Annotated in this window: 29 protein-coding genes; 20 read left to right on the top strand and 9 right to left on the bottom strand. The window is 38.1% G+C overall.

The window, feature by feature from the left end; all coding sequences use genetic code 11:
* The first annotated feature begins 7 nt into the window (after nucleotides 1–7).
* The 4 genes from nanA (at nucleotide 8) to KP710_RS04420 (ending at nucleotide 3959) form a co-directional block, all read left to right on the top strand.
* Nucleotides 8–886 carry an N-acetylneuraminate lyase gene (gene nanA / locus KP710_RS04435; RefSeq protein ID WP_215770953.1) on the top strand — a complete coding sequence of 293 codons (879 nt, stop codon included), beginning with the start codon at nucleotides 8–10 and terminating at the stop codon, nucleotides 884–886.
* Between the two features lie 178 nt (nucleotides 887–1064).
* Nucleotides 1065–1868, top strand: coding sequence for a glucosamine-6-phosphate deaminase (nagB, locus tag KP710_RS04430; RefSeq protein WP_009500377.1), 804 nt, complete (start codon nucleotides 1065–1067; stop codon nucleotides 1866–1868).
* A gap of 57 nt (nucleotides 1869–1925) precedes the next feature.
* Nucleotides 1926–3071: an N-acetylglucosamine-6-phosphate deacetylase gene (nagA, locus tag KP710_RS04425; RefSeq protein ID WP_215770952.1), complete on the top strand. Its 1146-nt coding sequence runs from the start codon at nucleotides 1926–1928 to the stop codon at nucleotides 3069–3071.
* A 132-nt stretch (nucleotides 3072–3203) separates the two neighbouring features.
* A complete protein-coding gene (locus KP710_RS04420) occupies nucleotides 3204–3959 on the top strand; it encodes a class I SAM-dependent methyltransferase (protein ID WP_215770951.1) in 756 nt (251 codons plus the stop codon).
* A gap of 42 nt (nucleotides 3960–4001) precedes the next feature.
* On the opposite strand, the gene sodA is transcribed toward KP710_RS04420, so the two are convergent.
* Entirely contained in the window at nucleotides 4002–4655 is a 654-nt protein-coding gene (gene sodA / locus KP710_RS04415) for a superoxide dismutase [Mn] (protein WP_215770950.1), read from the bottom strand.
* 261 nt (nucleotides 4656–4916) lie between these two features.
* On the opposite strand from sodA, the gene ccmA reads away from it, so the two are divergent.
* The 11 genes from ccmA to KP710_RS04360 all read left to right on the top strand — a co-directional run bounded on the left by ccmA (nucleotide 4917) and on the right by KP710_RS04360 (nucleotide 12799).
* Nucleotides 4917–5555, top strand: a complete 639-nt coding sequence (ccmA, locus tag KP710_RS04410) for a cytochrome c biogenesis heme-transporting ATPase CcmA (protein ID WP_215770949.1) — start codon at nucleotides 4917–4919, stop codon at nucleotides 5553–5555.
* A 4-nt stretch (nucleotides 5556–5559) separates the two neighbouring features.
* Entirely contained in the window at nucleotides 5560–6225 is a 666-nt protein-coding gene (gene ccmB / locus KP710_RS04405) for a heme exporter protein CcmB (protein WP_005637214.1), read from the top strand.
* A gap of 60 nt (nucleotides 6226–6285) precedes the next feature.
* Nucleotides 6286–7026, top strand: coding sequence for a heme ABC transporter permease (locus KP710_RS04400; RefSeq protein ID WP_005634316.1), 741 nt, complete (start codon nucleotides 6286–6288; stop codon nucleotides 7024–7026).
* Between the two features lie 42 nt (nucleotides 7027–7068).
* A complete protein-coding gene (gene ccmD, locus KP710_RS04395; RefSeq protein ID WP_005634314.1) occupies nucleotides 7069–7272 on the top strand; it encodes a heme exporter protein CcmD in 204 nt (67 codons plus the stop codon).
* Nucleotides 7269–7790, top strand: coding sequence for a cytochrome c maturation protein CcmE (ccmE, locus tag KP710_RS04390; protein WP_005631161.1), 522 nt, complete (start codon nucleotides 7269–7271; stop codon nucleotides 7788–7790). The genes ccmD and ccmE overlap by 4 nt, the downstream gene beginning before the upstream one ends.
* The gene (locus KP710_RS04385; RefSeq protein WP_215770948.1) at nucleotides 7787–9733 is read left to right on the top strand and encodes a heme lyase CcmF/NrfE family subunit; all 1947 of its coding nucleotides are present in this window, start codon (nucleotides 7787–7789) and stop codon (nucleotides 9731–9733) included. Before ccmE ends, KP710_RS04385 begins: the two co-directional genes overlap by 4 nt.
* A 113-nt stretch (nucleotides 9734–9846) precedes the next feature.
* Complete coding sequence (locus KP710_RS04380; RefSeq protein ID WP_046942240.1) at nucleotides 9847–10392, top strand: DsbE family thiol:disulfide interchange protein; 546 nt, start codon at nucleotides 9847–9849, stop codon at nucleotides 10390–10392.
* Nucleotides 10392–10853, top strand: a complete 462-nt coding sequence (locus KP710_RS04375) for a cytochrome c-type biogenesis protein (RefSeq protein WP_215770947.1) — start codon at nucleotides 10392–10394, stop codon at nucleotides 10851–10853. The genes KP710_RS04380 and KP710_RS04375 overlap by 1 nt, the downstream gene beginning before the upstream one ends.
* Nucleotides 10854–11771: a c-type cytochrome biogenesis protein CcmI gene (gene ccmI / locus KP710_RS04370; protein WP_215770946.1), complete on the top strand. Its 918-nt coding sequence runs from the start codon at nucleotides 10854–10856 to the stop codon at nucleotides 11769–11771. It abuts the gene before it with no gap.
* A 210-nt stretch (nucleotides 11772–11981) separates the two neighbouring features.
* Entirely contained in the window at nucleotides 11982–12497 is a 516-nt protein-coding gene (locus KP710_RS04365; RefSeq protein ID WP_140580778.1) for a DUF8095 domain-containing protein, read from the top strand.
* Nucleotides 12498–12505: 8 nt separating this feature from the next.
* Nucleotides 12506–12799 (top strand): hypothetical protein, encoded by a 294-nt coding sequence (locus tag KP710_RS04360; protein WP_048953952.1) that lies wholly within the window; start codon nucleotides 12506–12508, stop codon nucleotides 12797–12799.
* 128 nt (nucleotides 12800–12927) lie between these two features.
* On the opposite strand, the gene frdD is transcribed toward KP710_RS04360, so the two are convergent.
* The 4 genes from frdD to frdA are packed head-to-tail and all read right to left on the bottom strand — an operon-like array spanning nucleotide 12928 to nucleotide 16268.
* Complete coding sequence (gene frdD, locus KP710_RS04355) at nucleotides 12928–13272, bottom strand: fumarate reductase subunit FrdD (protein WP_106014064.1); 345 nt, start codon at nucleotides 13270–13272, stop codon at nucleotides 12928–12930.
* Between the two features lie 12 nt (nucleotides 13273–13284).
* Nucleotides 13285–13695: a fumarate reductase subunit FrdC gene (frdC, locus tag KP710_RS04350; RefSeq protein ID WP_118843501.1), complete on the bottom strand. Its 411-nt coding sequence runs from the start codon at nucleotides 13693–13695 to the stop codon at nucleotides 13285–13287.
* 10 nt (nucleotides 13696–13705) lie between these two features.
* Entirely contained in the window at nucleotides 13706–14476 is a 771-nt protein-coding gene (locus KP710_RS04345; RefSeq protein ID WP_005639269.1) for a succinate dehydrogenase/fumarate reductase iron-sulfur subunit, read from the bottom strand.
* Nucleotides 14469–16268, bottom strand: a complete 1800-nt coding sequence (gene frdA / locus KP710_RS04340; RefSeq protein WP_215770945.1) for a fumarate reductase (quinol) flavoprotein subunit — start codon at nucleotides 16266–16268, stop codon at nucleotides 14469–14471. Before frdA ends, KP710_RS04345 begins: the two co-directional genes overlap by 8 nt.
* Nucleotides 16269–16483: 215 nt before the next feature.
* Here frdA and epmA point away from each other — a divergent pair, with 215 nt between their 5' ends.
* Complete coding sequence (epmA, locus tag KP710_RS04335) at nucleotides 16484–17455, top strand: elongation factor P--(R)-beta-lysine ligase (protein ID WP_215770944.1); 972 nt, start codon at nucleotides 16484–16486, stop codon at nucleotides 17453–17455.
* 38 nt (nucleotides 17456–17493) lie between these two features.
* Here epmA and cpxA read toward each other — a convergent pair whose 3' ends face one another.
* The 4 genes from cpxA to yejK all read right to left on the bottom strand — a co-directional run bounded on the left by cpxA (nucleotide 17494) and on the right by yejK (nucleotide 21134).
* Nucleotides 17494–18894: an envelope stress sensor histidine kinase CpxA gene (gene cpxA / locus KP710_RS04330; RefSeq protein ID WP_215770943.1), complete on the bottom strand. Its 1401-nt coding sequence runs from the start codon at nucleotides 18892–18894 to the stop codon at nucleotides 17494–17496.
* Nucleotides 18895–18898: 4 nt separating this feature from the next.
* The gene (locus KP710_RS04325) at nucleotides 18899–19585 is read right to left on the bottom strand and encodes a response regulator (protein WP_215770942.1); all 687 of its coding nucleotides are present in this window, start codon (nucleotides 19583–19585) and stop codon (nucleotides 18899–18901) included.
* A gap of 54 nt (nucleotides 19586–19639) precedes the next feature.
* The gene (gene bamE / locus KP710_RS04320) at nucleotides 19640–20053 is read right to left on the bottom strand and encodes an outer membrane protein assembly factor BamE (RefSeq protein WP_009499758.1); all 414 of its coding nucleotides are present in this window, start codon (nucleotides 20051–20053) and stop codon (nucleotides 19640–19642) included.
* A 64-nt stretch (nucleotides 20054–20117) separates the two neighbouring features.
* Complete coding sequence (yejK, locus tag KP710_RS04315) at nucleotides 20118–21134, bottom strand: nucleoid-associated protein YejK (RefSeq protein WP_215770941.1); 1017 nt, start codon at nucleotides 21132–21134, stop codon at nucleotides 20118–20120.
* A 127-nt stretch (nucleotides 21135–21261) separates the two neighbouring features.
* Here yejK and KP710_RS04310 point away from each other — a divergent pair, with 127 nt between their 5' ends.
* The 4 genes from KP710_RS04310 (at nucleotide 21262) to lnt (ending at nucleotide 25814) form a co-directional block, all read left to right on the top strand.
* The gene (locus tag KP710_RS04310) at nucleotides 21262–21480 is read left to right on the top strand and encodes a YejL family protein (RefSeq protein WP_215770940.1); all 219 of its coding nucleotides are present in this window, start codon (nucleotides 21262–21264) and stop codon (nucleotides 21478–21480) included.
* 1 nt (nucleotide 21481) lies between these two features.
* Nucleotides 21482–23239, top strand: a complete 1758-nt coding sequence (locus KP710_RS04305) for a DUF3413 domain-containing protein (RefSeq protein WP_215770939.1) — start codon at nucleotides 21482–21484, stop codon at nucleotides 23237–23239.
* A 14-nt stretch (nucleotides 23240–23253) separates the two neighbouring features.
* A complete protein-coding gene (corC, locus tag KP710_RS04300) occupies nucleotides 23254–24153 on the top strand; it encodes a CNNM family magnesium/cobalt transport protein CorC (protein ID WP_215770938.1) in 900 nt (299 codons plus the stop codon).
* A 122-nt stretch (nucleotides 24154–24275) separates the two neighbouring features.
* Nucleotides 24276–25814, top strand: coding sequence for an apolipoprotein N-acyltransferase (gene lnt, locus KP710_RS04295; RefSeq protein ID WP_215770937.1), 1539 nt, complete (start codon nucleotides 24276–24278; stop codon nucleotides 25812–25814).
* Nucleotides 25815–25840: the final 26 nt, after the last annotated feature.

The raw sequence follows: 25840 nt of genomic DNA, 5'->3' as shown, positions 1-25840 counted from the left end.
AAAACTTATGCGTGATTTAAAAGGTATTTTTAGTGCATTATTAGTGTCATTTAATGAAGATGGCACAATTAATGAAAAAGGTTTACGTCAAATTATCCGCCACAATATCGACAAGATGAAAGTTGATGGTTTATATGTAGGTGGTTCAACAGGCGAAAACTTTATGCTTTCAACTGAAGAGAAAAAAGAAATCTTCCGTATTGCAAAAGATGAAGCAAAAGATCAAATCGCGCTAATTGCTCAAGTGGGTAGCGTAAACTTAAAAGAAGCAGTTGAATTAGGTAAATATGCAACAGAATTAGGCTACGATAGCTTATCTGCAGTTACTCCGTTCTACTACAAATTTAGTTTCCCTGAAATCAAACATTATTACGACACCATTATTGCAGAAACGGGTAATAATATGATCGTGTATTCTATTCCGTTCTTAACTGGCGTGAATATGGGAATTGAACAATTTGGTGAACTTTACAAAAACCCGAAAGTATTAGGGGTAAAATTCACAGCAGGTGATTTCTATTTATTAGAGCGCTTGAAAAAAGCTTATCCAAACCACTTAATTTGGGCAGGTTTCGATGAAATGATGTTACCTGCGGCCGCACTTGGTGTAGATGGTGCAATCGGTTCAACTTTCAACGTAAACGGTGTTCGTGCTCGTCAAATTTTTGAATTAACCAAAGCGGGTAAATTAGCCGAAGCGTTAGAAATTCAACATGTAACCAACGATTTAATCGAAGGCATTTTAGCGAATGGTTTATATTTAACCATCAAAGAATTGCTTAAATTAGAAGGTGTGGATGCGGGTTATTGCCGTGAGCCAATGACAGTAAAAGCCACAGATGCTCAGCTTGCTAAAGCAAAAGAGTTGAAAGCGAAATTTTTATAATTAATGGAATATCGTGAGAACCTAGGGGAGTGATTTACCTAGGTTACTCGTAATTTATCCCTATTGGGGTAGCAATTCTCGTTTCCTGCTTCTCAGTTTTTCTATTTCGTAGTGGGGAACCATTATGTTTAACTGTTGGCTTGTTTATCCACGGTATTGAAAATAAAGGAAGTATAGTATGCGTCTTATCCCTCTACACAACGAACAACAGGTGAGTCGTTGGGCTGCACGCCATATTGTTGATCGTATCAATCATTTTAATCCTACAGCTGAACGTCCTTTTGTTCTTGGTTTACCAACTGGTGGTACGCCATTAAAAACTTATCAAGAATTGATCGCACTTTGTAAAGCGGGAGAGGTGAGCTTTAAGCATGTAGTAACATTCAATATGGACGAATATGTGGGTTTACCAGAGGAACACCCTGAAAGTTATCATAGTTTTATGTATAACAATTTCTTCAATCATATCGATATTCAGCCAGAAAATATCAATATTCTTAACGGTAATACGGATGATCATGATGCGGAATGTCGTCGTTATGAAGAAAAAATTAAATCTTATGGAAAAATTAATTTATTTATGGGCGGAGTAGGCAATGATGGCCATATTGCCTTTAATGAACCGGCGTCATCATTAAGTTCTCGCACTCGTATTAAAACGTTAACTCAAGACACACTGATCGCAAACTCACGCTTCTTTGATAATGATGTAAATAAAGTGCCAAAGTATGCTTTAACTATTGGTGTAGGCACATTATTAGATGCAGAAGAAGTGATGATCCTTGCTACTGGCCATCATAAGGCACTTGCCGTTCAAGCTGCCGTAGAAGGTGGGGTAAACCATATGTGGACAGTGAGTGCACTTCAGCTACATCGCCATTTTGTGTTAGTTTGTGATGAGCCTGCACAACAAGAATTGAAAGTAAAAACTGTTAAATATTTTACTGAATTAGAACAACGCGCCATTCATAGCGTGTTATAAGATCCTACCGCTCAAAAGAGCGGTAATTTTTCTGATTATTTTATTTAAGGGCAAAAAATGAGATACGCATTAACGAATTGTGTGATTTACACAAAATATGATGTTTTACGTGATTTTGCTGTAATTATTAATGGTGAAATTATTGAAGCGGTAGTTCCACAAACTGAATTAGGAACAGGCATCAAAACCATTGATTTACAAGGTAATAATTTAACCGCAGGTTTTATTGATCTTCAATTAAATGGCTGTGGTGGCGTGATGTTTAACGACCAAACTAGCGTTGAAACCTTGGAAATTATGCAGGAAACTAACTTGAAATCAGGTTGTACAAGTTTCCTTCCAACTTTTATCACTGCACCAGATGAAAACATAAAAAGTGCGGTGAAAATTATGCGTGAATATTTAAATAAGCATAAAAACCAAGCACTTGGTTTACATATTGAAGGACCGTTTATCAGTGTTGAGAAAAAAGGGGTACACCGTCCCGAATATATTCGTGAAATTACGCCTGAAATGAAGGATTTCCTCTGTGAAAATGGTGATGTCATTACAAAAATTACCATTGCTGCAGAAAATCCAACTATTGACTATACACCTGATTTTGTGAAAGCGGGCATTATTGTCTCTGTAGGGCATTCCAATGCAAGCTATGAAGTCGCTAAAGCTGCATTCCACAAAGGCGCAACTTTTGCGACTCACTTGCATAATGCAATGTCGCCAATTAGTTCTGGACGTGCAATGGGCGTAGTAGGTGCGGTACTAGATTCTGATGTTTACACTGGTATTATCGTGGATGGTGTGCATATCAATTACGGCAATGTTCGCATTGATAAAAAAATCAAAGGTGACAAACTTTGTATTGTGACGGACTCTCTCGCTGCAGCAGGGGCTCCACCTGAATTGGAAACCTTCACATTCGTAGGAAAAACCATTTATATCCGAGATGGTCGCTGTTTTGATGCGAACGGTACGATCGCTGGCGCATCAATTACCATGATCGAATCGATTAAGAATGCAGTGGAGTTTGTAGAAATTCCGCTTGCTGAAGCAATTCGAATGAGTAACCTTTATCCTGCACGAGCAATTGGTGTGGATGATCGTTTAGGTTCGATAGAAAAAGGAAAAATCGCAAATTTAGCCGTGTTTACGTCAGATTATAAAGTGACAGCAACCGTGCTCAATGGTGAATGGAAACCTAATTGATTTAAAGTGAGGTAAATTTTCCTGATCTTTTATAGCCCAACCAATCGGTTGGGTTATTTTTTGCTTTACTACTTTAATAAGAATAATTTTCATCTATAATATAAAAACCAAGTTAATTACTAGGAGATAGATATGGCAAAAGATGAAGTAGGGCATAATTTTCTTGCACGTTTAGGTAAAACTCGTTTGCGTCCAGGCGGTAAAAAAGCAACAGATTGGTTAATTGCCAATGGAGATTTTGGCCAAGATAAAAAAGTGTTAGAGGTTGCCTGTAATATGGGAACGACAGCAATTGGATTGGCGAAGCAATTTGGTTGCCATATTGAAGGTGTTGATTTAGACGAACATGCGTTAGAAAAAGCACAAGTAAATATCGAAGCAAATGGCTTGCAAGAAAAAATTCATGTACAGCGTGCGAATGCGATGAAGTTGCCTTTCGAGGATGAAAGTTTTGATATTGTCATTAATGAAGCGATGCTTACGATGTTACCCGTGGAAGCTAAGAAAAAAGCCATTGCAGAATATTTTCGAGTGTTAAAACCCAATGGCTTATTGCTTACTCACGATGTTATGCTGGTGGGGAATGATCATCAAACTATTCTAGAAAATATGCGCAAAGCGATTAACGTGACGGTCACGCCATTAACGAAAGATGGCTGGAAAGGAATATTCCAAGAAAGTGGCTTTAGAAATGTTGATACTTTTTCTGGCGAGATGACCTTACTTTCACCAAAAGGAATGATTTATGATGAAGGCATTCTTGGAACGTTAAAAATCATCCGTAATGCCATGAAAGCGGAAAATCGTGAGCAATTTAAAAGAATGTTCAAAACCTTTAATGATCCTGAACATAAATTACATTTTATTGCTGTATGTAGTCAAAAATAATATAAAAAACAAAGGCCTAGTTTTCTAGGCCTTTATCTTTTATTATTTAGCACAATTACATTCTGAATGGGCTATTTTTTGTTCAAAACGTTCTGCAACGAAATCCCAGTTTACCACGTTCCAGAACTCTTTAATGTAGTCTGGACGACGGTTTTGGAATTTTAAGTAGTAAGCATGTTCCCAAACGTCTAAACCTAAAAGTGGGAAACCTTCACAACCTGCCACTTCTTTACCCATTAATGGGTTATCTTGGTTTGCTGTTGATACCACGGCTAATTTACCTTCAGCAGTTAATACTAACCATGCCCAACCTGAACCAAAACGAGTTGCAGCTGCTTTTTCAAATTCAGTTTTAAATGCCTCTACAGAACCGAAATCACGTTCAATCGCATCTTTTAATGTACCTTGTAAAGTAGTGCCTTTTTTCAAACTTTTCCAAAATAAACTGTGGTTTGTGTGACCGCCTGCATTATTGCGTAATGCACCACGTTTTTCTGCAGGGATTTTGTCAAGGTTAGAAACTAATTGACCTGGGCACATTTCTACTAATTCAGCGGGTAAACCTTCTAATGCAGCGTTTGCATTGTTTACATAAGCTTGATGGTGTTTGCTGTGGTGGATTTCCATTGTTTGCGCATCGAAATGTGGTTCTAATGCATCGTAGGCGTAGCCTAATTCAGGTAGAGTGTAAGCCATAATTTATTCCTTCTATGTAAAGACAAATTTCGTTGGGGGTTTTGGTCTATAACCAAAAGTGGGCAAATAATAGCAAAAATTTTGATTTAGATCATTAAATGTTTTTCCTTTTGCATTAATAGACGAATTTATTAAACCTTGTTTTAAATCAATAAACCTATCGATCTACACCTAAAGAGTTATTTGTTTTGAGGGCTAAAATCTCGTCAAATATTTCTCTTATGATAGAATATCGCCACTTTTTATTTTCCCTTTGCAATTATGTTTGAACCACACAAGTTATCTCTGCAAAATTTATCCTGCCAACGTGGTGAGCGCGTACTTTTTCGTGCTTTGACTTGCGATTTTAATAGCGGTGATTTTGTGCAAATTGAAGGGCATAATGGCATAGGTAAAACCAGTTTATTGCGTATTCTTGCGGGTTTAGCTCAACCTTTAGAAGGTGAAGTGCGGTGGGATGCTGAAGCAATTTCTAAACAACGTGAACAGTATCATCCGAATTTGCTTTATTTAGGCCATCTTTCGGGCGTAAAACCAGAGTTAACAGCATGGGAAAATTTACAGTTTTATCAACGAATTAGCCAAGCGGAACAAAATACTGATATTTTGTGGGATTTGCTTGAGAAAGTGGGATTGTTAGGTCGTGAAGATTTGCCAGCTGCACAACTTTCAGCAGGGCAACAAAAGCGTATCGCATTAGGTCGCTTATGGCTGTCTCAAGCGCCTTTATGGATTTTAGATGAGCCGTTTACTGCGATTGATAAAAAAGGCGTGGAAATTCTAACCGCACTTTTTGATGAGCATGCTCAACGAGGTGGTATTGTGTTGTTAACCAGCCACCAAGAAGTGCCAAGTTCTCATCTGCAAAAATTGAATTTAGCGGCTTATAAAGCGGAATAACTTAATGATTTTTTTAGAGATAATTAAACGAGAGCTTCAAATTGCGATGCGCAAAAATGCGGAAATTTTAAATCCGCTATGGTTCTTTTTACTTGTGATTACTTTGTTTCCGCTTGTTATTGGGCCAGATCCAAAATTGCTTTCCCGTATCGCACCGGGTATCGCATGGGTAGCCGCATTACTTTCAGCATTGCTTTCTTTTGAACGTTTGTTTCGTGATGATTTTATTGACGGCTCTCTTGAACAATTAATGTTAACCGCACAGCCTTTGCCGATGACGGCTTTGGCTAAAGTCGTTGCACATTGGTTGCTCACTGGCTTGCCGCTTATTTTGCTATCACCTATTGCCGCTTTGTTGCTTTCTCTTGAGGTCAATATTTGGTGGGCATTGGTTTTGACATTGTTACTGGGTACCCCAGTATTGAGTTGTATTGGTGCAATTGGCGTGGCTTTAACGGTGGGATTGCGAAAAGGGGGCGTGTTGTTGAGTTTGCTTGTTGTTCCGTTATTTATTCCTGTTTTAATTTTTGCCTCATCAGTATTAGAGGCAGCAGGACTAAATGTGCCTTATGGGGGGCAACTGGCGATTTTAGGTGCAATGATGGTTGGCGCAGTAACGCTTTCGCCTTTTGCCATCGCCGCGGCACTGCGAATTAGTTTAGATAATTAATTTCATTCTACCGTATAAAAGTGCGGTGGTTTTTCTCTTAAATTTTTAAGGATCTTTTTTATGTGGAAGTGGTTACATCCTTATGCAAAACCCGAAACTCAGTATCGTATCTGCGGTAAATTGAGTCCGCTATTTGCATTTTTAACACTTATTTTACTCGGTGTTGGCATTGTATGGGGCTTAGCATTCGCCCCAGCAGATTACCAACAGGGTAATAGTTTCCGAATTATGTATGTTCATGTGCCGACAGCGATTTGGTCAATGGGAGTGTACGGTTCAATGGCGATTGCGGCTGTGGTTGCCCTTGTGTGGCAAATTAAGCAAGCTCACCTCGCCATGATTGCAATGGCACCAATTGGAGCATTGTTTACTTTCTTATCGCTTGTTACGGGCGCAATTTGGGGTAAACCAATGTGGGGCACTTGGTGGGTGTGGGATGCTCGCTTAACTGCAGAATTGATTTTATTCTTTCTTTATCTTGGTATTTTAGCGCTTTATTCTGCTTTTTCAGATCGTAATGTAGGGGCAAAAGCAGCGGGAATTTTATGCATTACAACGGTCGTGATTTTACCGATTATTCATTTTTCTGTGGAATGGTGGAACACGCTACATCAAGGTGCGAGTATCACTAAACTGGAAAAACCATCCATTGCAATTCCAATGTTGGTTCCATTAATTTTGTGTATATTCGGTTTTTTAACCTTGTATATTTGGCTTACTTTAGTGCGTTATCGTGTGGAATTATTGAAAGAAGATGCGAAACGTCCTTGGGTTAAAGCATTGGCTCAAACACTGAAATAAAGTGCGGTTAGTTTTTTAGCGATTTTTCATAAGGAATATTTTATGTTTTTCCAGACTTGGAGTGATTTTTTTAATATGGGTGGCTATGGTTTTTACGTATGGTTATCCTATGCAGTAAGTTTAGTGGCAGTGATTGCCTTAATTGTTCAAAGTGTAAAACAACGCAAGACAGTGTTACAAAATGTATTGCGTGAGCAACAACGCGAAGAACGTTTACAACAAGCAAATAAAGGGAACACACTATGAATCCAAGACGTAAATCCAGATTTAAATTAGTCATTTTTGTTGTGCTCGGCATTGCTATTGCAAGTGGATTGATGCTGTATGCGTTACGTCAAAATATCGACTTGTTTTATACGCCATCTGAAGTGATTCAAGGCAAGGATAATAACCCGAATCAAAAACCTGAAGTGGGGCAACGTATTCGTGTTGGAGGTATGGTGGTTGAAGGCACAGTAGTGCGTGATCCAAAAAGCTTGAAAGTGCGGTTCGATTTGAATGATATTGGCCCTGCGATCACTGTTGAATATGAAGGCATTTTGCCGGATCTTTTCCGCGAAGGACAAGGTATTGTGGCTCAAGGTGTATTAACTCAGCCAACCGTTTTAACCGCGACAGAAGTATTGGCTAAACATGATGAAAATTATGTGCCACCAGAATTAGGTGAAAAAATGCAAAAAGTGCATAAACCAATGGGGATTGGTGATGCGGATTTAAAAGGCGAAAGCACACGTGATCGTCAAGAAAAAGAAGGCGCAAAATGATTGCTGAATTAGGAAATTATGCGCTGGCTTTAAGTTTAGCCGTATCGCTTATGTTGGCGATTTTCCCTTTGTGGGGGGCAGAAAAGGGCAATGCACAATTAATGGCATTAGCTCGCCCAATGACTTATGGTTTATTGGCAAGTTTAAGCATTGCTTTTGCTGCATTATTTTATTTATTCGCAGTAAATGATTTTAGTGTTCAGTATGTAGTGAATAACTCTAATACGGCTTTACCGATTTATTATCGTTTGTCTGCCGTATGGGGCTCTCATGAAGGTTCTTTATTACTGTGGATTTGGTTACTGACCGTTTGGTCATCTGCCGTTGCTTTATTGAGTAAACATTTACCTCAAGAAGCGGTTGCTCGTGTACTTGGTATAATGGGGATTATTAGCGTCGGTTTTGTGTTGTTCGTCTTGTTCACTTCAAATCCTTTTACTCGTACTTTCCCTGATTTCCCAGTGGACGGAAAAGAACTTAACCCAATGTTGCAAGATGTAGGATTAATTTTCCATCCGCCATTACTTTATATGGGCTATGTTGGTTTTTCTGTGGCATTTGCGTTTGCGATTGCGTCCTTAATGACAGGAAAATTAGATTCAGCTTGGGCTCGTTGGTCACGTCCTTGGACGCTTGCAGCTTGGGTGTTTTTAACTTTAGGTATCGTACTCGGTTCTTGGTGGGCTTATTATGAGCTTGGCTGGGGGGGCTGGTGGTTCTGGGACCCTGTGGAAAACTCCTCGTTTATGCCTTGGCTTGCGGGTACAGCATTGATTCACTCTCTGTCTGTGACAGAAAAACGTGGTTCTTTCAAAGCTTGGACGGTATTACTTGCGATTTTAGCCTTTTCGCTTTGTTTACTCGGCACGTTCTTAGTTCGTTCTGGCATCTTAGTTTCAGTTCACGCATTTGCATCGGATCCAACTCGTGGTTTGTATATTTTGGCTTACCTTGTTGTAGTAATTGGTGGTTCGCTTGCGCTCTATGCGTATAAAGGCAGTCAAATTCGCTCTCGTGATAATGCAGAACGTTATTCACGTGAAAGTATGTTGTTATTAAATAATATCTTATTAATGACCGCACTTTGCGTTGTATTCTTAGGAACGTTGTTACCACTCGTTCACAAACAACTTGGTTTGGGTTCTATTTCTATTGGTGCGCCATTCTTTGATCAAATGTTCTTAATTATTATGACACCATTTGCATTATTGCTTGGTATTGGACCTTTGGTGAAATGGCGTAGAGACCAATTTTCTGCAATTCGTACGCCTGTTGTTATCAGCGTATTTGTTATGCTGATTGCAGGTTTTGCGTTACCTTACTTCTTGCAAGATAAAATTACCGTGAGTTCGGTGCTTGGTTCAATGATGACCGTGATTATCGCTCTACTAGCGCTTTATGAATTGCAACAACGTGCGACGCATCGTGAATCATTCTTTGTTGGCGTACGCAAACTATCTCGTTCTCATTGGGGAATGATGTTAGCTCACTTAGGCGTAGCAATGACTGTGTGGGGGATCGCCTTTAGCCAAAACTTCAGCGTAGAACGTGATGTTCGAATGAAGGTCGGCGAGAGTGCACAAATCGGTCGTTACGATTTTAAATTCGCTGGTGTGACGGATGCAAATGGCCCAAACTATATTGGTGGAAAAGCTCAAATTGATATTTCAAAAGATGGGCAACCAGAAGCAAGTTTATTCGCAGAAAAACGTTTTTACACAGTAAGTCGGATGTCTATGACGGAAGCCGCTATTGCTGGTGGTTTAACTCGTGACCTCTATGTGGCTCTCGGTGAAAAGATTGATGATAATTCTTGGGCGTTACGCTTATATTACAAGCCGTTTATTCGCTGGATTTGGATTGGCGGCTTGTTTATGGCGTTAGGTGGATTGTTGTGTATGTTCGATCGACGCTATCGATTTAACGCTTTATTGAAAAAATAATATGACGGCGCACCTTGATTAAGGTGTGCCTTAACTTTTAATTAGCTTATGTGAACAATGCGGGCTTTTATAAAAGTCTACTTTAGTTTTTTATATTTAAAGTGCGGTAAAAAATGAAAAAAAAATTACTCGTTCCTCTTATTCTCTTTTTATCGATAACAATTGCATTTTTAGTGCAATTAAAACGCAATGCGCAAGGTGAAGATATTAAAGCACTAGAATCTGCTTTGGTTGGAAAGCCTGTGCCGGCAAAAAATTTAACGGAGCTTTTTGAAAATAAAGCTTACACGAATGAGTTGTTTCAACAAGGTAAGCCAGTTTTGCTTAATGTCTGGGCGACGTGGTGTCCGACTTGTTATGCCGAACATCAATATTTAAACAAACTTGCTAAAGACGGTGTGCGAATTATCGGTTTAGATTATAAAGATGAATCACCTAAAGCAATGAAGTGGTTAAAAGATCTTGGCAATCCTTATAAAGTTGTTTTAAAAGATGAAAAAGGTTCTTTCGGTTTGGATTTAGGAGTATATGGGGCACCAGAAACTTTCATTGTAGATGGAAAAGGTGTGATTCATTATCGTTATGCTGGAGATGTAAACGAAAAAGTTTGGACTCAGACTTTAAAACCAATTTATGACAAACTTTCGGAGCAACAATAATGAAAAAAACATGGCTATTTTTGACCGCACTTTTGTTTAGCTCAGTGGCGTTTTCAGCTATTGACGCATTAAATTTTAGTTCTCCACAGCAAGAGAGTGATTATCACCAATTAACACAATCTTTGCGTTGCCCTCAATGTCAAAATAACAATATTGCGGATTCTAACGCAACTATTGCTGTGGATATGCGAGGCAAAGTATTTGAGCTTTTACAAGAAGGCAAATCGAAAAATGATGTAGTGGATTATATGGTGGCACGCTACGGCAATTTTGTAACTTACGATCCCCCTATGACAGCGAGTACATTAGTGCTATGGATTGCGCCATTATTGCTTGTGTTGTTAGGTGTGGTATTTTTATTAAGACGTAAACCAAAAGCTCAAAGCGCGGTGAAATCCCAAGATGTTTTAACTGATGAAGATAATACGCGTTTGGCAGAATTATTAAACAAGGATAAATAGATGAATTTTGCATTAATTTTTATATTAACCACTTTAGTTGTGGCGTTAATTTGTTTTTATCCTTTATTGCGTCAATTCAAAGCGAAACATGGGCAAAAACGTGATGATTTAAATAAGGCCTTATATTTCTCACGCTTGGAAGAAATTGAGCAAGATAATTCCCAAGGTTTAGTTGAAAATGTTGAGCAGCTCAAACAAGAATTACAGAAAACTTTGCTTGATGATGTGCCGAGCAAGGTTCAAGAGAATGTGGATTCTTCAGGCAAATCTTATGGAAAAGTGTGGTTTGTATCTGGCGTGTTGGCGCTAGGAATTATCGCGGGCTCTTCTTATTTTATGGTTGGCTCTTGGCAAGCTGAGTCTATGTTAGAGCAAACTTATGAGAAATTGCCATATTTCTATGAGCGAATGAAAGATGAAGATAAAAATCCATTTTCTGATGCAGAAATGCAGCAATTTTCTACCGCACTTCGAATCGATTTGCAGAAAAATCCAACTGATGCAAAAAAATGGTGGATGCTCGGTCAGATTGGAATGAATTTAGGTGATGTACGTTTAGCATTTGATAGTTATCAGAAGGCCAACAAGTTAGAACCAGATAATGTGCAATATAAATTAGGCTATGCTCGCGTGTTGATGTTCTCTGATGATGCGACTGATAAACTAAAAGGTGGCGATTTATTACGTGAAGTGATTCGTCAAGATCATACTAACGTTGAGGCCCTAAGTTTGCTCGCATTCCGTTATTTTGAAACGGAAGATTATAAAATGGCAGCAGTGACTTGGGCGATGATGCTGCGCTTAATGCCGAAAGATGATGAGAGGGTTCCATTAATTGAAAAAAGTATTCGTGCCGCGCGTGATGCTTTAGAAGCGCAAAACGAAGAAAAATCAAAAAGTATTACCCCTGAAAAATAACCTAGAGCATTGTAGTACTTTCTGATATAGTGCGGTAAAAATGATTATTGATGATGAATCTATTTATTAGGTTTTCATTGTGTTACTATCATAATTAATACGAACTAATTAGAATAGATAATTTATCGCTTGAAATGTTACTCTTTTTTAAGCCTGATGGTTTGACGTTAGAGCGATATCAATATAGTAAAGACTAAGGAAAAAATAAACATGAAGCATCAATCTTATATTTCGGTTCCGTTATTTTTTCTTATGGTTAGCAGCCTTGTTATTGCTCGGGTTTCTATTGCAAGTAATATTACTTATGTCGATTCGGCAGATCAAAAAAGCTTTTCGTCTGAAATTTCAGATAATGATGTACAGCTTTTGGGGCAGAGTATTGAATTAAAAGTTTATAAAATGGATGAGATGAGTTCATCTCAAACTATTTATGAATCTCCGGCTGGGGTTTGTAAAGGGTTTAAAGCTAGAGGTGTAAACTATACAAATTCAACCCACAATTATCTTTCACCCAATGATAAAACAGAATATTATGGTAGCGTAACTGGTGCTACAATTTATGGTGGGAAGAATACGCAAAATTTAAGTTATGTACCCGTTTATTCTATTTCTGATAAAAAAGTATCTGAGCGTATTCAAATTATGGAAAATAAGAAATTGAAGGAAAAGGCTGTTAATAATGTATCAGAAGGGAAAGCGGTGTTAACAGAAGTAATTTGTAAATAGAGGTGGATATGAAAAAAAATATTTTAGTATTAGGTATAACATGTTTATTAGTTGCATGTTCTTCTGATAATAAGCCAGATAATGGCATTTATGATATGAAAACAGTTCAGGAATATAACGCCCGAGTGCAGAGTGGAAATACTGTTGTTGCCTCACAAAAAGCTCGGGTCTCTAAACAAGAAGAAACACCACTAAAAATGAATGCGAGTGATGAGAAAGCGAAAGTAAGAATTATTAGCCCTACTCTTCCTGTGGTCCCCGCTGTGGGTGTCGGTTATTATCATCATTATCATAATTGGTAATAGAAATTTGAGAATTTAGACAGCTATATTTTTATAGCTGTTTTTTTGATTGTAATAATTAGAAAGGACGATAATTTTATAGTAAAAAAAGCGAGCTTATGCTCGCTTTTTTATAATGAATCTAGCTCTTATAGACTCGTTACCGCAAATAACACCCAAACGGTATAAATTGTGGCTAAACCATAAAAGATAAATCCACCAGCTGGCACATGTACTTTAAGATCGTGCATACCGTGGTGAATACGATGTAAACCGCACCACATTGGGAAAATAGTAAGCACTAAAATAACTAATTTACCAATCCAAGAATAAGCAAAAGTAATTAAATTATGCGCATCGACTAAACCAAATGGTAATAACAAACCGATAATTAAAATAACGACAGGGAAGAAAATTGCACTCACTGTGCCGCCTGCACCGAACATTAACCATACTGGCGGTTCGCCGGAGCGTTTTGGATTTTGATCAACCATTTTTTCTCTCCCTTAAATATAAACTAAAACTAAAGAAATCACGCTAACTAATGCGGTTACCGCCCAAAGTGCATTTCTTACAACAGTGTGTGGTAAGCGTTCATTTTTCACAATGATATTCATCACTTTCGGTGTCATTAAGAAATATGTCACCGTATGATAAAGCGTTGCGATAAGCGTAATAATATTTAAGAACACCACAATTGGATTTCTTAAAAACTCAATAAAGCTCAAGATGCCTAAGCCTGGCATTGGATTACTTGCAAGGCAAAGAACACCATAAAGCAATACAATACAAAACCATACAGCAAAGATTGAAGTCGCTTCACGTAGCATATAAGCTTTGTAGAAGTCCAATTTTTGCCACCAAGTCGCTGTCATTGGACGAACATATTTTTTACGTTTACTCACTGTTACTGACATTCCTTCCCCCTTAGCCTTTTGGTTTTAGCATAGAGATAACATAATCTTTGGCACTTTCCACTTTTCCTTGGTTAATTGCAGAAGCAGGATCCACATGTTTTGGACAAACTTCTGAGCAATAACCAACGAAAGTACAACTCCAAACCCCGTTTTTACCATTTAATAATGACATACGTTTTGCTTTACCATGGTCACGGTTATCAAGATTATAACGATGAGCCATAGTAATAGCTGCAGGGCCTAAGAATTCAGGATTTAAACCAAATTGAGGGCAAGCGGCATAGCATAAACCACAGTTGATACACATTGAGAATTGACGATATTTCTCAAGCTGTGCTGGCGTTTGTTTAGTACGGCTTACTTGCAATTCTTTCGATGGATGTGGTTTACCATCTAATGCAGGTGCTTCGTTACCAATAATATAAGGTTTAATTGCCTCTAAACTCTCGATAAAGTGGCTTAAATCAACCACTAAGTCACGTTCAATTGGGAAGTTTGCTAACGGCTCAATACGCATATGGCCGCTGTAATCACGTAAGAACGTTTTACAAGCTAATTTCGGTTTGTTATTTACCATCATCCCGCAAGAACCACAAATCGCCATACGGCAAGACCAACGATAAGAAAGAGATGGCTCAAGTTTATCCTTAATATAACCTAACGCATCAAGCAATGAAGTTTGATTATCATAAGGTACTTGATAGGTACTTAGATGCGGCTCTTGATCGATTTCAGGATTGTAGCGTAATACTTCAACATTCATTACTGGTGAATTAGCCATTTGCTTGCTCCTTAGCTTTCGCAGAGGCTTCTTGAGCTTCTGCTTCCGCACCGTAAACACGTTTTGCAGGTTGAGATTTAGTAATTTTCACCGGACTGTATTCAATGCGCGGTGCACCATTCTCATTGTAGAAAGCAAGTGTGTGTTTTAAATAATTTACATCATCACGTTCAGTGTAATCTAAGCGTTGGTGAGCACCACGAGATTCTTTACGTTCAATCGCTGAATTTGCAATAGATTGTGCAACATCTAGGATGTAGCCTAACTCAACTGTATAAAGTACATCTGTATTAAACACGCTTGGGTTATCTGCTACACGAATACGTTTGTAACGTTCTTTTAATTCTGCAATTTTATCTACTGCTTTTTGCATGCTTGCTTGGTCACGGTAAATACCACAGCCTTCTTCCATTACAGAACCCATTTCATCACGGATTTCAGACCAAGACTCATTACCTTCTTGTTTATGAAGGGCCTCTAAACGAGCAACAACATCTTTTGCTTGAGCATCAACCGCACTTTGATTGACAGATTGAGCCTCTACAGCACGTTGTGCCGCATATTCGCCAGCAACACGACCTAACACAACAAGTTCAGCTAAAGAGTTAGATCCTAAACGGTTTGCACCATGTAAACCTGAAGATGCACACTCACCTACAGCAAATAAACCTTTGATACGCGTTTCGCTGTTAAAATCAACCTCAATACCACCCATTGTGTAGTGAACAACTGGACGAACAGGGATTGGCTCATTCACTGGATTTACACCTTCATAAGCACTTGCTAATTCACAAATAAATGGCAGACGCTCGTGTAAATATTTTTCACCGAGATGGCGTAAATCTAAATGCACAACATCTACGCCTTTCGCGGTTTTTAAGGTATTACCTTTTTTCCATTCTTGCCAGAATGCTTGAGAAACTTTATCACGAGGACCAAGTTCCATATATTTATTTTGAGGTTTTCCAATTGGAGTTTCAGGTCCTAGACCGTAATCTTGAAGATAGCGATAGCCATCTTTATTCACTAAGATACCGCCTTCACCACGACAACCTTCAGTCATTAAGATGCCAGTATTCGGTAAACCTGTTGGGTGATATTGAACAAACTCCATATCACGAAGTGGTACACCATGACGATACGCCATAGATAAGCCGTCACCTGTTACAATACCGCCGTTGGTATTGAATTTAAATGCACGACAGCCACCACCAGTTGCAATCACAACCGCATTGGCATTAATTTGAACAAGCGAACCTTCCATCATGTTCATTGCAACCATACCACGAGCATGGCCATCATCAACAAGAATATCTAATACGAAGTGTTCATCAAAACGTTGAATTTGTGGATATTGAATAGAAGTTTGGAAAAGTGTGTGTAATAAGTGGAAACCTGTTTTATCAGCGGCGAACCAAGTACGCTCAATTTTCATTCCACCGAAACGACGTACGTTTACATCGCCGTCTGCTTTACGGCTCCAAGGACATCCCCAACGTTCTAATTGAGTCATTTCCACAGGTGAATGTTGTACAAAATATTCCACAACATCCTGTTCGCAAAGCCAGTCACCACCAGCAACGGTATCTTGGAAGTGTTTATCGTAAGAATCTTCCTCTTTGATAACTGCCGCTGCGCCACCTTCTGCTGCCACGGTATGGCTACGCATTGGGTACACTTTTGAAACTAATGCAATTTTTAAGTTAGGATTTGCTTCTGCTGCTGCAATCGCTGCACGTAAACCGCCGCCACCAGCGCCAACAATCGCAATATCGACATTAACTGTTTGCACGATATCCTCCAATAAATGTAGAAAGTAAAAAATAGAAATCACCCTAAAAGGGTAATCTAATGAGGTCATTCTGCCATTTTTTGTTACAAATTAATAACGTTTTTTATGTAGGGAAGGGGAAAAAGTATGATTTTGTGATCTACCTCAAAAAAGCTTAGATTGAGTTGAGAAGGGCTCTCGTTTACAATGATGCAAATTTAAAAATGGGAATAAAAATGACCGCACTTACTCATTGGCAACCTTCTGCCGATATAAAAAATCTTCTTAAACGGGCAAAAATTATTGCTGAAATTCGTCAATTTTTTACAGAACGAGGCTTACTTGAAGTTGAGACGCCAGCTCTGAGTGAATTTGGCGTTACTGATTTGCACCTTTCCACATTTAGCACAGAATTTCTTGCACCTTTTAGCGAACAATCGAAAACACTTTGGCTTTCTACAAGCCCTGAATATCATATGAAACGCTTGCTTGCTGCAGGCAGTGGACCGATATTCCAAATCAGTAAAGTGTTCCGTAATGAAGAAGCCGGTAATCGCCACAATCCAGAATTTACCATGTTGGAATGGTATCGACCGCACTTTAATATGCATCGTTTAATTAATGAAGTAGATGATTTACTCCAACAAATTTTAGATTGCCCACCGGCAGAAAGTTTAAGCTACCAGTTTGTTTTCCAAGAATATGTAGGTTTAGATCCCTTATCTGCAGAACGTTCAGAATTAATCGAAGCGGCGCGTAAACATAACTTTATGGCTGAAGATAATGAAGATCGCGATACTTTATTACAGTTTTTATTTAGTGAAGTCGTTGAACCCCAAATAGGAAAAGATCGACCTGTGGCGGTTTATCATTTCCCTTCAACGCAAGCCGCCCTAGCACAAGTTAGCCCAGAAGATCAGCGGGTTGCAGAACGCTTTGAGTTTTATTACAAAGGGTTAGAACTGGCAAATGGTTTCCATGAATTGACAGATGCACGAGAACAAAGACATCGTTTTGAATTAGATAATCAGCAAAGAAAGAAACATGGATTGCCAGTTCGAGACATTGACGAACGTTTTCTATCTGCATTGGAAGCTGGCTTACCAAATTCTTCTGGCGTTGCGCTAGGAGTCGATCGCCTGATTATGGTTGCGTTAGGTTGTGAAAAAATTAATGAAGTGATTTCTTTTGCCGTGGATAATGCCTAGACGAAAAGTGCGGTAAAGATTTACCGCACTTTTGATTTTTAGTTACTGATCCATAATGGCAATCGTATAGTAACAGCAAGCCCGCCTAGTGGGCTTTTTTCAGCCCAGACCTTTCCTTGATGCTCCTGAATAACATTAGACACAATCGCCAATCCTAGTCCTGTGCCGCCAGTCGTTCTAGTTCGCGTTTCATCAACTCGATAAAACGGTTTGAAGATTTTTTCAAATTCATCTGGATGGACTCCAGATCCGTTGTCATCTATACGGATCCTGAGAAATTCTTCTTCTTCTTCTTCTTGGATAAAAATATGAAGTTCGATCTTATCCTTGGTGTATTTAAGCGCATTTGTCACAATGTTTTCAACCGCACTTTCTAGCAATCTAAAATTGCCGTTAAGTTGTAATTCATTTTTAGGTAAACGAATATTTGTGAGAAACGCTATACCACGTTGCTCAGCCTCAAATTTTGCATCCTTGATAATATCAGTCCAAAGCGTATTAGCATAAAAAATATCCCGTTCCATTTGGCTATTCATTTTCTGGCGTGAAAGTAGAAGCAATTCACTAATCATTTTATCCATGCGCCCAATTTCTCTTTCAATGCGTTTTACGCTATCTGTTTCACCACATTCATGACGAACAAGCGCTGTAGCCAACTGTAAACGAGTGAGTGGTGTTTTTAATTCATGTGAAATAGATGAAAGTAGTGTTTGTTGATTAGAGATTAGATGATCAATAGAAGCCGCCATTCGATTAAAACTTTGACCAACTTGACGTAATTCTAATGGACCATTAGCCACTAAGCTCTTATCAATTTTAAAATTGCCTAATGCCACTGAATTCGCTGCTTCTTGCAAGCGAGAAATCGGCTTAGTCAGCATTCTTGTAAACAACCAAAGCAATGGGCTGGTGATTAAAAGAATAATCAAAATCAATATAATGGGTCTATCAAAAACATAATTAAAGATCTCACGCTGTGGATTAACGTAAGAAATAAAATACAAGGCATAAGAGGCTGTATCCCCTAAATAAACCTGGAACGGTCCTGAAAGCTGAAGCTCATTAAAATTTTTACGTTTAGGTTCTGAAAAATCGCCGGATACATCTGCAAATCTTCGGATATAAGGCGCTTCCTCTGGTAATTCACCTAGAATATCTTTAGTTTGTAAATTAATCAGAACTGGTCTAGAAGGTTGAAATTTATCTGAAGGTAAAACAGGAACTTCTGAAATTAGCCCCTGTAATTGACCATTACGAACGATATTTAGGATTTCTTTTTGATAGTTAACAATATCTGCTTCTTCTAGAGAGGAATAGAGTCTAAGATCGAGATTGGGTAGCACGATCACAAGGCTCATCATGATAAAAAAAGAAAACCAGAACATAGCAAATGTCCTGATTGCAAGTTGATTTAAACAGAAAAAACTACGCAATTTCATAAAACTAAGTGACTAAAAGATAGCCTTTTCCGCGTAAAGTTTTAAACCAAGGCAATTTGCTTTCTCGCTCTGGTAGCTTTCGTCTCAAATTAGATATATGCATATCAAGAGAGCGGTCGAACGGACTTAATGTTTTTCCTAGCACTTCTAAACTTAATTCTTCACGAGTAACAATATCCCCCTTTGATTCTATTAATCGCTGAAGAATCTTAAACTCATAATCCGTTAAATTTAAGTTTTCCTGACCATGCATTACAGTTTGGCGAGTCAAATATAAGGTTACATTCTCAAAAGATAATATTTCTTTTGTATCGCCAACATTATTTGATGGCGACACACTTCGACGCAAAATCGCTCTAATTCTTGCCACTAATTCACGATCATTAAATGGTTTAGGCAAGTAATCATCCGCACCTAATTCTAAGCCTAATACGCGATCAATGTCTTCACCTCTTGCAGTAAGCATCATCACTGGCACATTAGAGACTTTACGAATTTCTTTTAATGTATCAAGACCATTTAGCTTAGGCATCATCACATCAAGTAAAACCAACTCATGGCTTTCATCCAGTTTTTGTAATGCCTCTAATCCATTATTTGCTGTTTGAACATCAAACCCTTCTAGCGTTAAAAGGGATGAAAGTAATTCCGTCAATTCAACATCATCATCAACGAGCAAGAGTTTTGACATTGGGGATTCCTTTTTATCAATAGTTCTTGTTGTAGTGTGGTGAAAATAGAAAGATTATTTCCAGAATTGCCACCAGCTTGATTTTGGTTTCTCGCCAGTTTGAATAATGGTGTTATTCTCGCCTTGTTGCGAAACTTCTGGCAAAGGTTTATCGAGATTGGTTTCAGTCACCATACCACGTTGATCAAATTTTACAGTGAAAGTATGTTGAACAGGTGTTTCATAAGCACGTTGTTGTAAGAACACATAGTACCAAGTCTGACTATTATAAGGATCGATTAATACTGGCGTACCCAACAAATATTGTACTTGTTGAGCAGTCATGCCTTCTTTAACTTGAGCAACTGTAGTCGCTTCTAAATAGTTGCCTTGCGGTACATCAATTCGATATACAACTTTTTCAACGGTGGAACAAGAAGCGACGCTTAATGCTAAAAAGGTTGCGCCTAAAAGTGTTTTAACTTGCATTTTCTTTACCTTATTTGTGCAAAAGTACTGTCAAATAATACCCAAGTTTGAGCATATTTCCAAATTAATTCTCTGATTTTAAAGCCTTTTGTAATTGATCTTTTAAATTCGGCGGTAAACCTTTGATAGTAAGTGTATCCGTCATCGGTTCCCATTGAATTCGAGTATTCAATAAATCAGCATCGAAACTAATACTCACCCCTTTTCCTGAACCAGTGAATTTCGTTAGGGATTTTAAGGTTGAACGTACTGGCGGAATGCTGTCTTCCAAGCCATAATTCTGTTCTCCCGCAAAGGTAACAAAAGGCTGTTCATTTAGAGTGGGTAAGGAATCAGAAAGTTCCTGCAATTCAATTTCATCACCGCCTGCAAGTTGAGCTTTGCAATATTCAAACACTTGTTTTTTCACTGCTTGAGTTTGCTCTTTGTTGAGTTCACCTTGATCACAATAATCACTCACAGCTTGCAATAAACATTGATTTTGAACTTGTGGATTTAATCCTTCTTCGGCACCTAAAAAATCCATGAAAAAATCACTAATTTTGTGACCCACACGGCCTTTTATGAAAGTTAAATAACGATTAGAGTTTGCGTTCACCTGCAAATCCGTCAAATTCACTCTTGCCGCAATATCAAACTGAGTAATATCAAGATATTCTGTACGGCGAATATCTAAATGCTCATCCACTAACATACTACGACGGCTATCAAGCAATGCAATAAACAAATAATCTGTCGCTAAGAAATTATATTGACATAAAATCAAAGTACCACTTTCTGCAAAGTTATATTTACCTAGCTCATCTGCAAGCAATTTTGTTGAATATTGACTAAAACCTAAAAACTCAATTTCTTGTTCCAATAAACGATTTAAATGTTGTGCAAAGATAGACTTTTCCTGAAACACGCCAAAAGCCTTAGCTTTATTTTGATAGCCTTGATGAAGTTGCAACATCATTTGTTCTACTTCTGGCGTAATTGACAACAGCTCATCGCGTAATACGCTTTCCATTTTTATGCTGTCGCCATCCACATTTTTGACTAACTGATGCAAAACAATTTGATTAACGGTAATACTCATTTTTGTCACCCTTGAAAAATTTGCCGCAAATTATAACCACACTTTTTAAGCAAGAAAAAAGAAATTATTTAGGTTCTACCAAATAATCGGGTATCATAAGCCAAATTTTTGTTTTATTTTTAACATTATGGCTCAACATTCTAAATATTCTGATGCACAGCTAAGTGCAATTGTGAACGATATGATCGTAGTCCTAGAAAAGCATAAAGCCCCTGTAGATCTTTCGTTAATCGCACTGGGTAACATGGCGAGTAATTTATTAACCACTAGCGTGCCGCAAACTCAACGTGAGGCATTAGCTCAAGCGTTTTCGAATTCCTTAATTAATGCGGTAAAAACACGTTAATATGAAATGGATTAAAAAAGGCACTTTCAGCGGCAAACAATACCGCGATGACGTTTCACGAAAAATTTCGTGGGGTCATTGGTTTGCTTTTTTTAATATTATTGTTGCTATTATTATTGGCACTCGTTATGCCTTTATCATTGACTGGCCAGATACTCTAGCAGGAAAACTTTATTTCTTTGTGAGTTTGCTCGGGCATTTCAGTTTCAACGTTTTTGCGTTGTACTTACTCGTTGTCTTTCCTCTGAGTTTCATTGTTAAAAATCACCGCACTTTTCGCGGATTAACCGTGATATTTTCCACGATTTGTACAACCTTATTATTATTTGATACCGCCGTTTTCAATCGTTTTAATCTGCATTTATCCTCTGTTGTATGGAATTTGCTAGTCAATCCAGAAAATGGTGAAATGTCACGCGATTGGCAAATATTCTTTGCACCAATGCCAATAATTTTACTGGCACAAATGTTATTTTCTCGCTGGAGTTGGGAAAAATTACGCAGTCTTGAACGCCAAAAATGGCTAAAAGGCACTGGCATATTCTTAACCGCAATGTTCATTGCGACGCATTTAATTTATGCTTGGGCAGATGCTTATTTGTATCGTCCTATCACCATGCAACGCTCTAATTTCCCTTTATCTTATCCAATGACAGCTCGTTCTTTTTTAGAAAAACACGGTTTCTTGGATGGAGAAGAATATACGCAAAAATTGGCGCAAGAAGGCCGTTTAGATGCCTTAAAAATTGATTATCCGAAAAAAGAACTCACTTATGCACCAATTACGCATAAACCTAATATTCTGATCGTAACGGTTTCAGGTTTGCGCCATGATGCGATTTCTAGTGAAAAGATGCCAAAACTTGCTGAATTTGCGACAAGTTCAACAGAATTCAATAATCATTACAGCACAGGTAACAGTAACAACGCAGGCTTAATTGGGTTATTTTACGGGCTAAATGCAAATTACACCGATAGCATTTTAAGCAATCATACCCAATCTGTTTTAATCGAAAAATTACGAGCTGAACATTATCAATTTGGTTTATTTTCTGCTACAAATTTCAAAGATAGCGTCTTCCGCCAAGCATTATTTCGTGAAATAAAACTTCCATCGAATAAAACTAACAAACCAAATAATGAAAGTGCGGTAAAAAATCTTAATGATTTTATTAAAGCGCAAAAAACAGACTCCCCTTGGTTTGCTTATTTGGATTTAGCCTTGGAGGGTAAAAATCCATCAGATTATGACCGCACTTTGCAGGACATTGATTTTCTTTTAGCAAAAGTGTTAGAAAGTACACCGCTTGAAAATACATTAGTCATTATCACGTCAGAGCATGGTGTAACCTTTAATGAAATGAATGAAAAAGAGCGAGAAAACTACTTTGGGCGCGATGAAGTTCAAGTGCCATTGCTTGTATATTGGAAAGATTTACCGGTAGGCAAGCAATATGGGTTAAGCAGTCATACCGATATTTTACCTGCATTGATGAGACAAATTTTCCATGTAGAAAATAGATTAATGGATTATACACAAGGGGCTAATTTATTTGACCTGAGCGGGCGTGATTGGGTTCAAGCGTCTAATTTTAATTGGAATGTAATTATTCAATCAGATGGTACTCAATATCATATTAATCGTAAAGGTAACTACAAAAAATTTAACCCTAACTATGAGGAGCAATCTTCAGATAGACCACCGTTAGGCTTATTCTTGGAAACGTTTCAACTTGACAATCAATTTTTTGAAAAATAGATAGATAAAATAATATGAACGACGAACGGCAAAATTTAAACCAATCTGAAAATACGAAAAAACCTTTTTTTCAATCTTTATTTGGTCGCTTTTTTCAAGGTGAATTAAAAAACCGTGAAGAACTCGTGGAAGTGATTCGCGATTCAGAACAAAACGATTTAATTGATCAAAATACGCGTGAAATGATTGAAGGCGTGATGGAAATCGCGGAGCTTCGTGTTCGCGATATTATGATTCCTCGTTCACAAATTATTTTTATTGAAGATCAACAAGATTTAACTACTTGTTTAAACACAATTATTGAATCCGCACATTCTCGTTTTCCTGTGATTGCCGATGCAGATGATCGCGATAATATCGTAGGCATTTTGCATGCAAAAGATTTATTGAAATTTTTACGTGAAGATGCCGAAGAGTTTGATTTATCTTCATTATTACGCCCCGTCGTGATTGTGCCAGAAAGCAAAAGAGTGGATCGTATGTTGAAAGATTTCCGCTCTGAGCGTTTCCATATGGCTATTGTGGTGGATGAATTTGGTGCGGTATCAGGCCTTGTTACCATTGAAGATATATTAGAACAAATTGTTGGCGATATTGAAGATGAATTTGATGAAGAAGAGGTCGCAGATATTCGTCAGCTTTCTCGTCATACTTATGCTGTGCGTGCGCTCACAGATATTGATGATTTCAATGCGCAATTTAATACGGATTTTGATGATGAAGAAGTGGATACCATTGGTGGGCTAATTATGCAGACTTTTGGTTATCTACCAAAACGTGGTGAAGAAATTACGTTGAACAATCTTCAATTTAAAGTCACCTCGGCAGATAGTCGCCGATTGATTCAACTTCGAGTGACTGTGCCAGATGAACATTTGGCAGAAATGGATGATGTGGAAGAAAAAGACGAATAGCATTTTATCATCCTTAATGATGGCACGCGTTTTCTAACTCGTGCTTTTTATTTACTTGAAATGGGATTTCAAATTCCAACACAAAAGACGCTTGTAGGGGCGTGCAAAATATAATTGAATTTATGAATAAATATTTTACTTATCTTATTGCGCTTATATCTGGTTTAGTCGGTGTTTTTGCCTTTTCGCCATTTGATTATTGGCCTTTAGCCTATGTTTCTTTACTAGGTTTACTTTATGTCGCTAAAAATCCTAAAAAATCCACCGCACTTTTAGCGACGTTTTTGTGGTCGATGGGATTTTTTTGTTTTGGGGTAAGTTGGCTTAATGTCAGTATTCACCAATTTGGTGGCGCGTCTTTAGGTGTGAGTTATTTCCTTGTCGGTTTACTTGCGGCTTATCTTGTACTATATCCGATGCTCTTTACCTATTTGGTTCAGCGTTTCAACGTTCAAAGTGCGGTAATTTTTGCCGTGATTTGGACATTGACAGAATTTTTACGAGGTTGGATTTTTACCGGTTTTCCTTGGCTTCAGTTTGGTTATACACAAATTGACAGCCCATTTTATGGCATCGCCCCGATTTTTGGGGTAACAGGATTAACGTTCTTTACCGTTTGGGCAAGTGCGGTGATGTTTAATTTTGTTTTATCTTTATTTAAAACGAAAAATCTTAAATTAATCTTGGCGAATGTTTTGCTATTGAGCATCGTGGGGGGATTAAGTGCTTATTCATCCCAAATTCACTTTGTAAAATCTGTTGAAGATAAGGCAATTTCAGTCACGCTTGCGCAAGGAAATATTGAACAAAATCTAAAATGGGATCCAGATTATTTCTATTCTACTTTGGCGATTTATCAAAAATTAATCGCAGAAAATCTTGGTAAAACCGATTTAATTATTTTGCCTGAATCAGCGTTACCAACTCTTGAAAATGCGATTACGCCATTTTTTGAAGGATTAGATCGTGCAGCTAAAGAAACGAAAACGGAGATAATGGTTGGTACGGTATTCCAAGATATGAAATCTGGTAAGTTGCTTAATTCTATTATGACTGCTGGAAACCCAGACTTTCCTTATCAGCCCGATACGTCAAATCGTTATAGTAAGCATCATCTCGTGCCTTTCGGTGAATATGTTCCGCTAGAAAGTATTTTGCGACCACTTAATTCAGTGTTTAATTTGCCGATGTCTGCATTTCAAAGTGGAGAAGCGATTCAGCCATCTTTAATGGCAAAAAAACGCGCGTTTTCGCCAGCAATTTGCTATGAGATTATTTTCGGTGAACAAGTGCGGCAAAATTTGAAACAAGATACGGATTATTTGCTCACAATTTCTAATGATGCCTGGTTTGGTGATTCGATTGGGCCTTGGCAACATTTACAGATGGCAAGAATGCGAGCTTTAGAATTGGGTAAACCGCTTATTCGCGCAACGAATACGGGGATTTCGGTCTTTGTTGATGCACAAGGTAAGGTGTTAGCGCAGGCACCGCAATTTATTGAAACAACGTTGACGCATAAAATAGCGCCTGCGGAAGGCAAAACCCCTTATTCTGTGCTAGGAAATATGCCTTTATATGCTTTGTCATTGTTGTTTTTAGTATTACACGGCATGATGGCGTTTGTTCGTCGTAAGATGAACCTTTCACAAAAACGCTAGTCAAAACGACCGCACTTTTTATTTAT

It is taken from the genome of Haemophilus sp. SZY H35 (assembly GCF_018829705.1).
Classification (GTDB): Bacteria; Pseudomonadota; Gammaproteobacteria; order Enterobacterales; family Pasteurellaceae; genus Haemophilus; species Haemophilus haemolyticus_K.
Note: the sequence above shows the minus strand (reverse complement) of the source record. Positions and strands in the feature narration are given on the sequence as shown.

Bases quoted from the DNA above. Each gene is read 5' to 3' on its own strand.
- nanA (WP_215770953.1), top strand. From the start codon at position 8: ATGCGTGATTTAAAAGGTATTTTTAGTGCATTATTAGTGTCATTTAAT.
- nagB (WP_009500377.1), top strand. From the start codon at position 1,065: ATGCGTCTTATCCCTCTACACAACGAACAACAGGTGAGTCGTTGGGCT.
- nagA (WP_215770952.1), top strand. From the start codon at position 1,926: ATGAGATACGCATTAACGAATTGTGTGATTTACACAAAATATGATGTT.
- KP710_RS04420 (WP_215770951.1), top strand. From the start codon at position 3,204: ATGGCAAAAGATGAAGTAGGGCATAATTTTCTTGCACGTTTAGGTAAA.
- sodA (WP_215770950.1), bottom strand. From the start codon at position 4,655: ATGGCTTACACTCTACCTGAATTAGGCTACGCCTACGATGCATTAGAA.
- ccmA (WP_215770949.1), top strand. From the start codon at position 4,917: ATGTTTGAACCACACAAGTTATCTCTGCAAAATTTATCCTGCCAACGT.
- ccmB (WP_005637214.1), top strand. From the start codon at position 5,560: ATGATTTTTTTAGAGATAATTAAACGAGAGCTTCAAATTGCGATGCGC.
- KP710_RS04400 (WP_005634316.1), top strand. From the start codon at position 6,286: ATGTGGAAGTGGTTACATCCTTATGCAAAACCCGAAACTCAGTATCGT.
- ccmD (WP_005634314.1), top strand. From the start codon at position 7,069: ATGTTTTTCCAGACTTGGAGTGATTTTTTTAATATGGGTGGCTATGGT.
- ccmE (WP_005631161.1), top strand. From the start codon at position 7,269: ATGAATCCAAGACGTAAATCCAGATTTAAATTAGTCATTTTTGTTGTG.
- KP710_RS04385 (WP_215770948.1), top strand. From the start codon at position 7,787: ATGATTGCTGAATTAGGAAATTATGCGCTGGCTTTAAGTTTAGCCGTA.
- KP710_RS04380 (WP_046942240.1), top strand. From the start codon at position 9,847: ATGAAAAAAAAATTACTCGTTCCTCTTATTCTCTTTTTATCGATAACA.
- KP710_RS04375 (WP_215770947.1), top strand. From the start codon at position 10,392: ATGAAAAAAACATGGCTATTTTTGACCGCACTTTTGTTTAGCTCAGTG.
- ccmI (WP_215770946.1), top strand. From the start codon at position 10,854: ATGAATTTTGCATTAATTTTTATATTAACCACTTTAGTTGTGGCGTTA.
- KP710_RS04365 (WP_140580778.1), top strand. From the start codon at position 11,982: ATGAAGCATCAATCTTATATTTCGGTTCCGTTATTTTTTCTTATGGTT.
- KP710_RS04360 (WP_048953952.1), top strand. From the start codon at position 12,506: ATGAAAAAAAATATTTTAGTATTAGGTATAACATGTTTATTAGTTGCA.
- frdD (WP_106014064.1), bottom strand. From the start codon at position 13,272: ATGGTTGATCAAAATCCAAAACGCTCCGGCGAACCGCCAGTATGGTTA.
- frdC (WP_118843501.1), bottom strand. From the start codon at position 13,695: ATGTCAGTAACAGTGAGTAAACGTAAAAAATATGTTCGTCCAATGACA.
- KP710_RS04345 (WP_005639269.1), bottom strand. From the start codon at position 14,476: ATGGCTAATTCACCAGTAATGAATGTTGAAGTATTACGCTACAATCCT.
- epmA (WP_215770944.1), top strand. From the start codon at position 16,484: ATGACCGCACTTACTCATTGGCAACCTTCTGCCGATATAAAAAATCTT.
- cpxA (WP_215770943.1), bottom strand. From the start codon at position 18,894: ATGAAATTGCGTAGTTTTTTCTGTTTAAATCAACTTGCAATCAGGACA.
- KP710_RS04325 (WP_215770942.1), bottom strand. From the start codon at position 19,585: ATGTCAAAACTCTTGCTCGTTGATGATGATGTTGAATTGACGGAATTA.
- bamE (WP_009499758.1), bottom strand. From the start codon at position 20,053: ATGCAAGTTAAAACACTTTTAGGCGCAACCTTTTTAGCATTAAGCGTC.
- yejK (WP_215770941.1), bottom strand. From the start codon at position 21,134: ATGAGTATTACCGTTAATCAAATTGTTTTGCATCAGTTAGTCAAAAAT.
- KP710_RS04310 (WP_215770940.1), top strand. From the start codon at position 21,262: ATGGCTCAACATTCTAAATATTCTGATGCACAGCTAAGTGCAATTGTG.
- KP710_RS04305 (WP_215770939.1), top strand. From the start codon at position 21,482: ATGAAATGGATTAAAAAAGGCACTTTCAGCGGCAAACAATACCGCGAT.
- corC (WP_215770938.1), top strand. From the start codon at position 23,254: ATGAACGACGAACGGCAAAATTTAAACCAATCTGAAAATACGAAAAAA.
- lnt (WP_215770937.1), top strand. From the start codon at position 24,276: ATGAATAAATATTTTACTTATCTTATTGCGCTTATATCTGGTTTAGTC.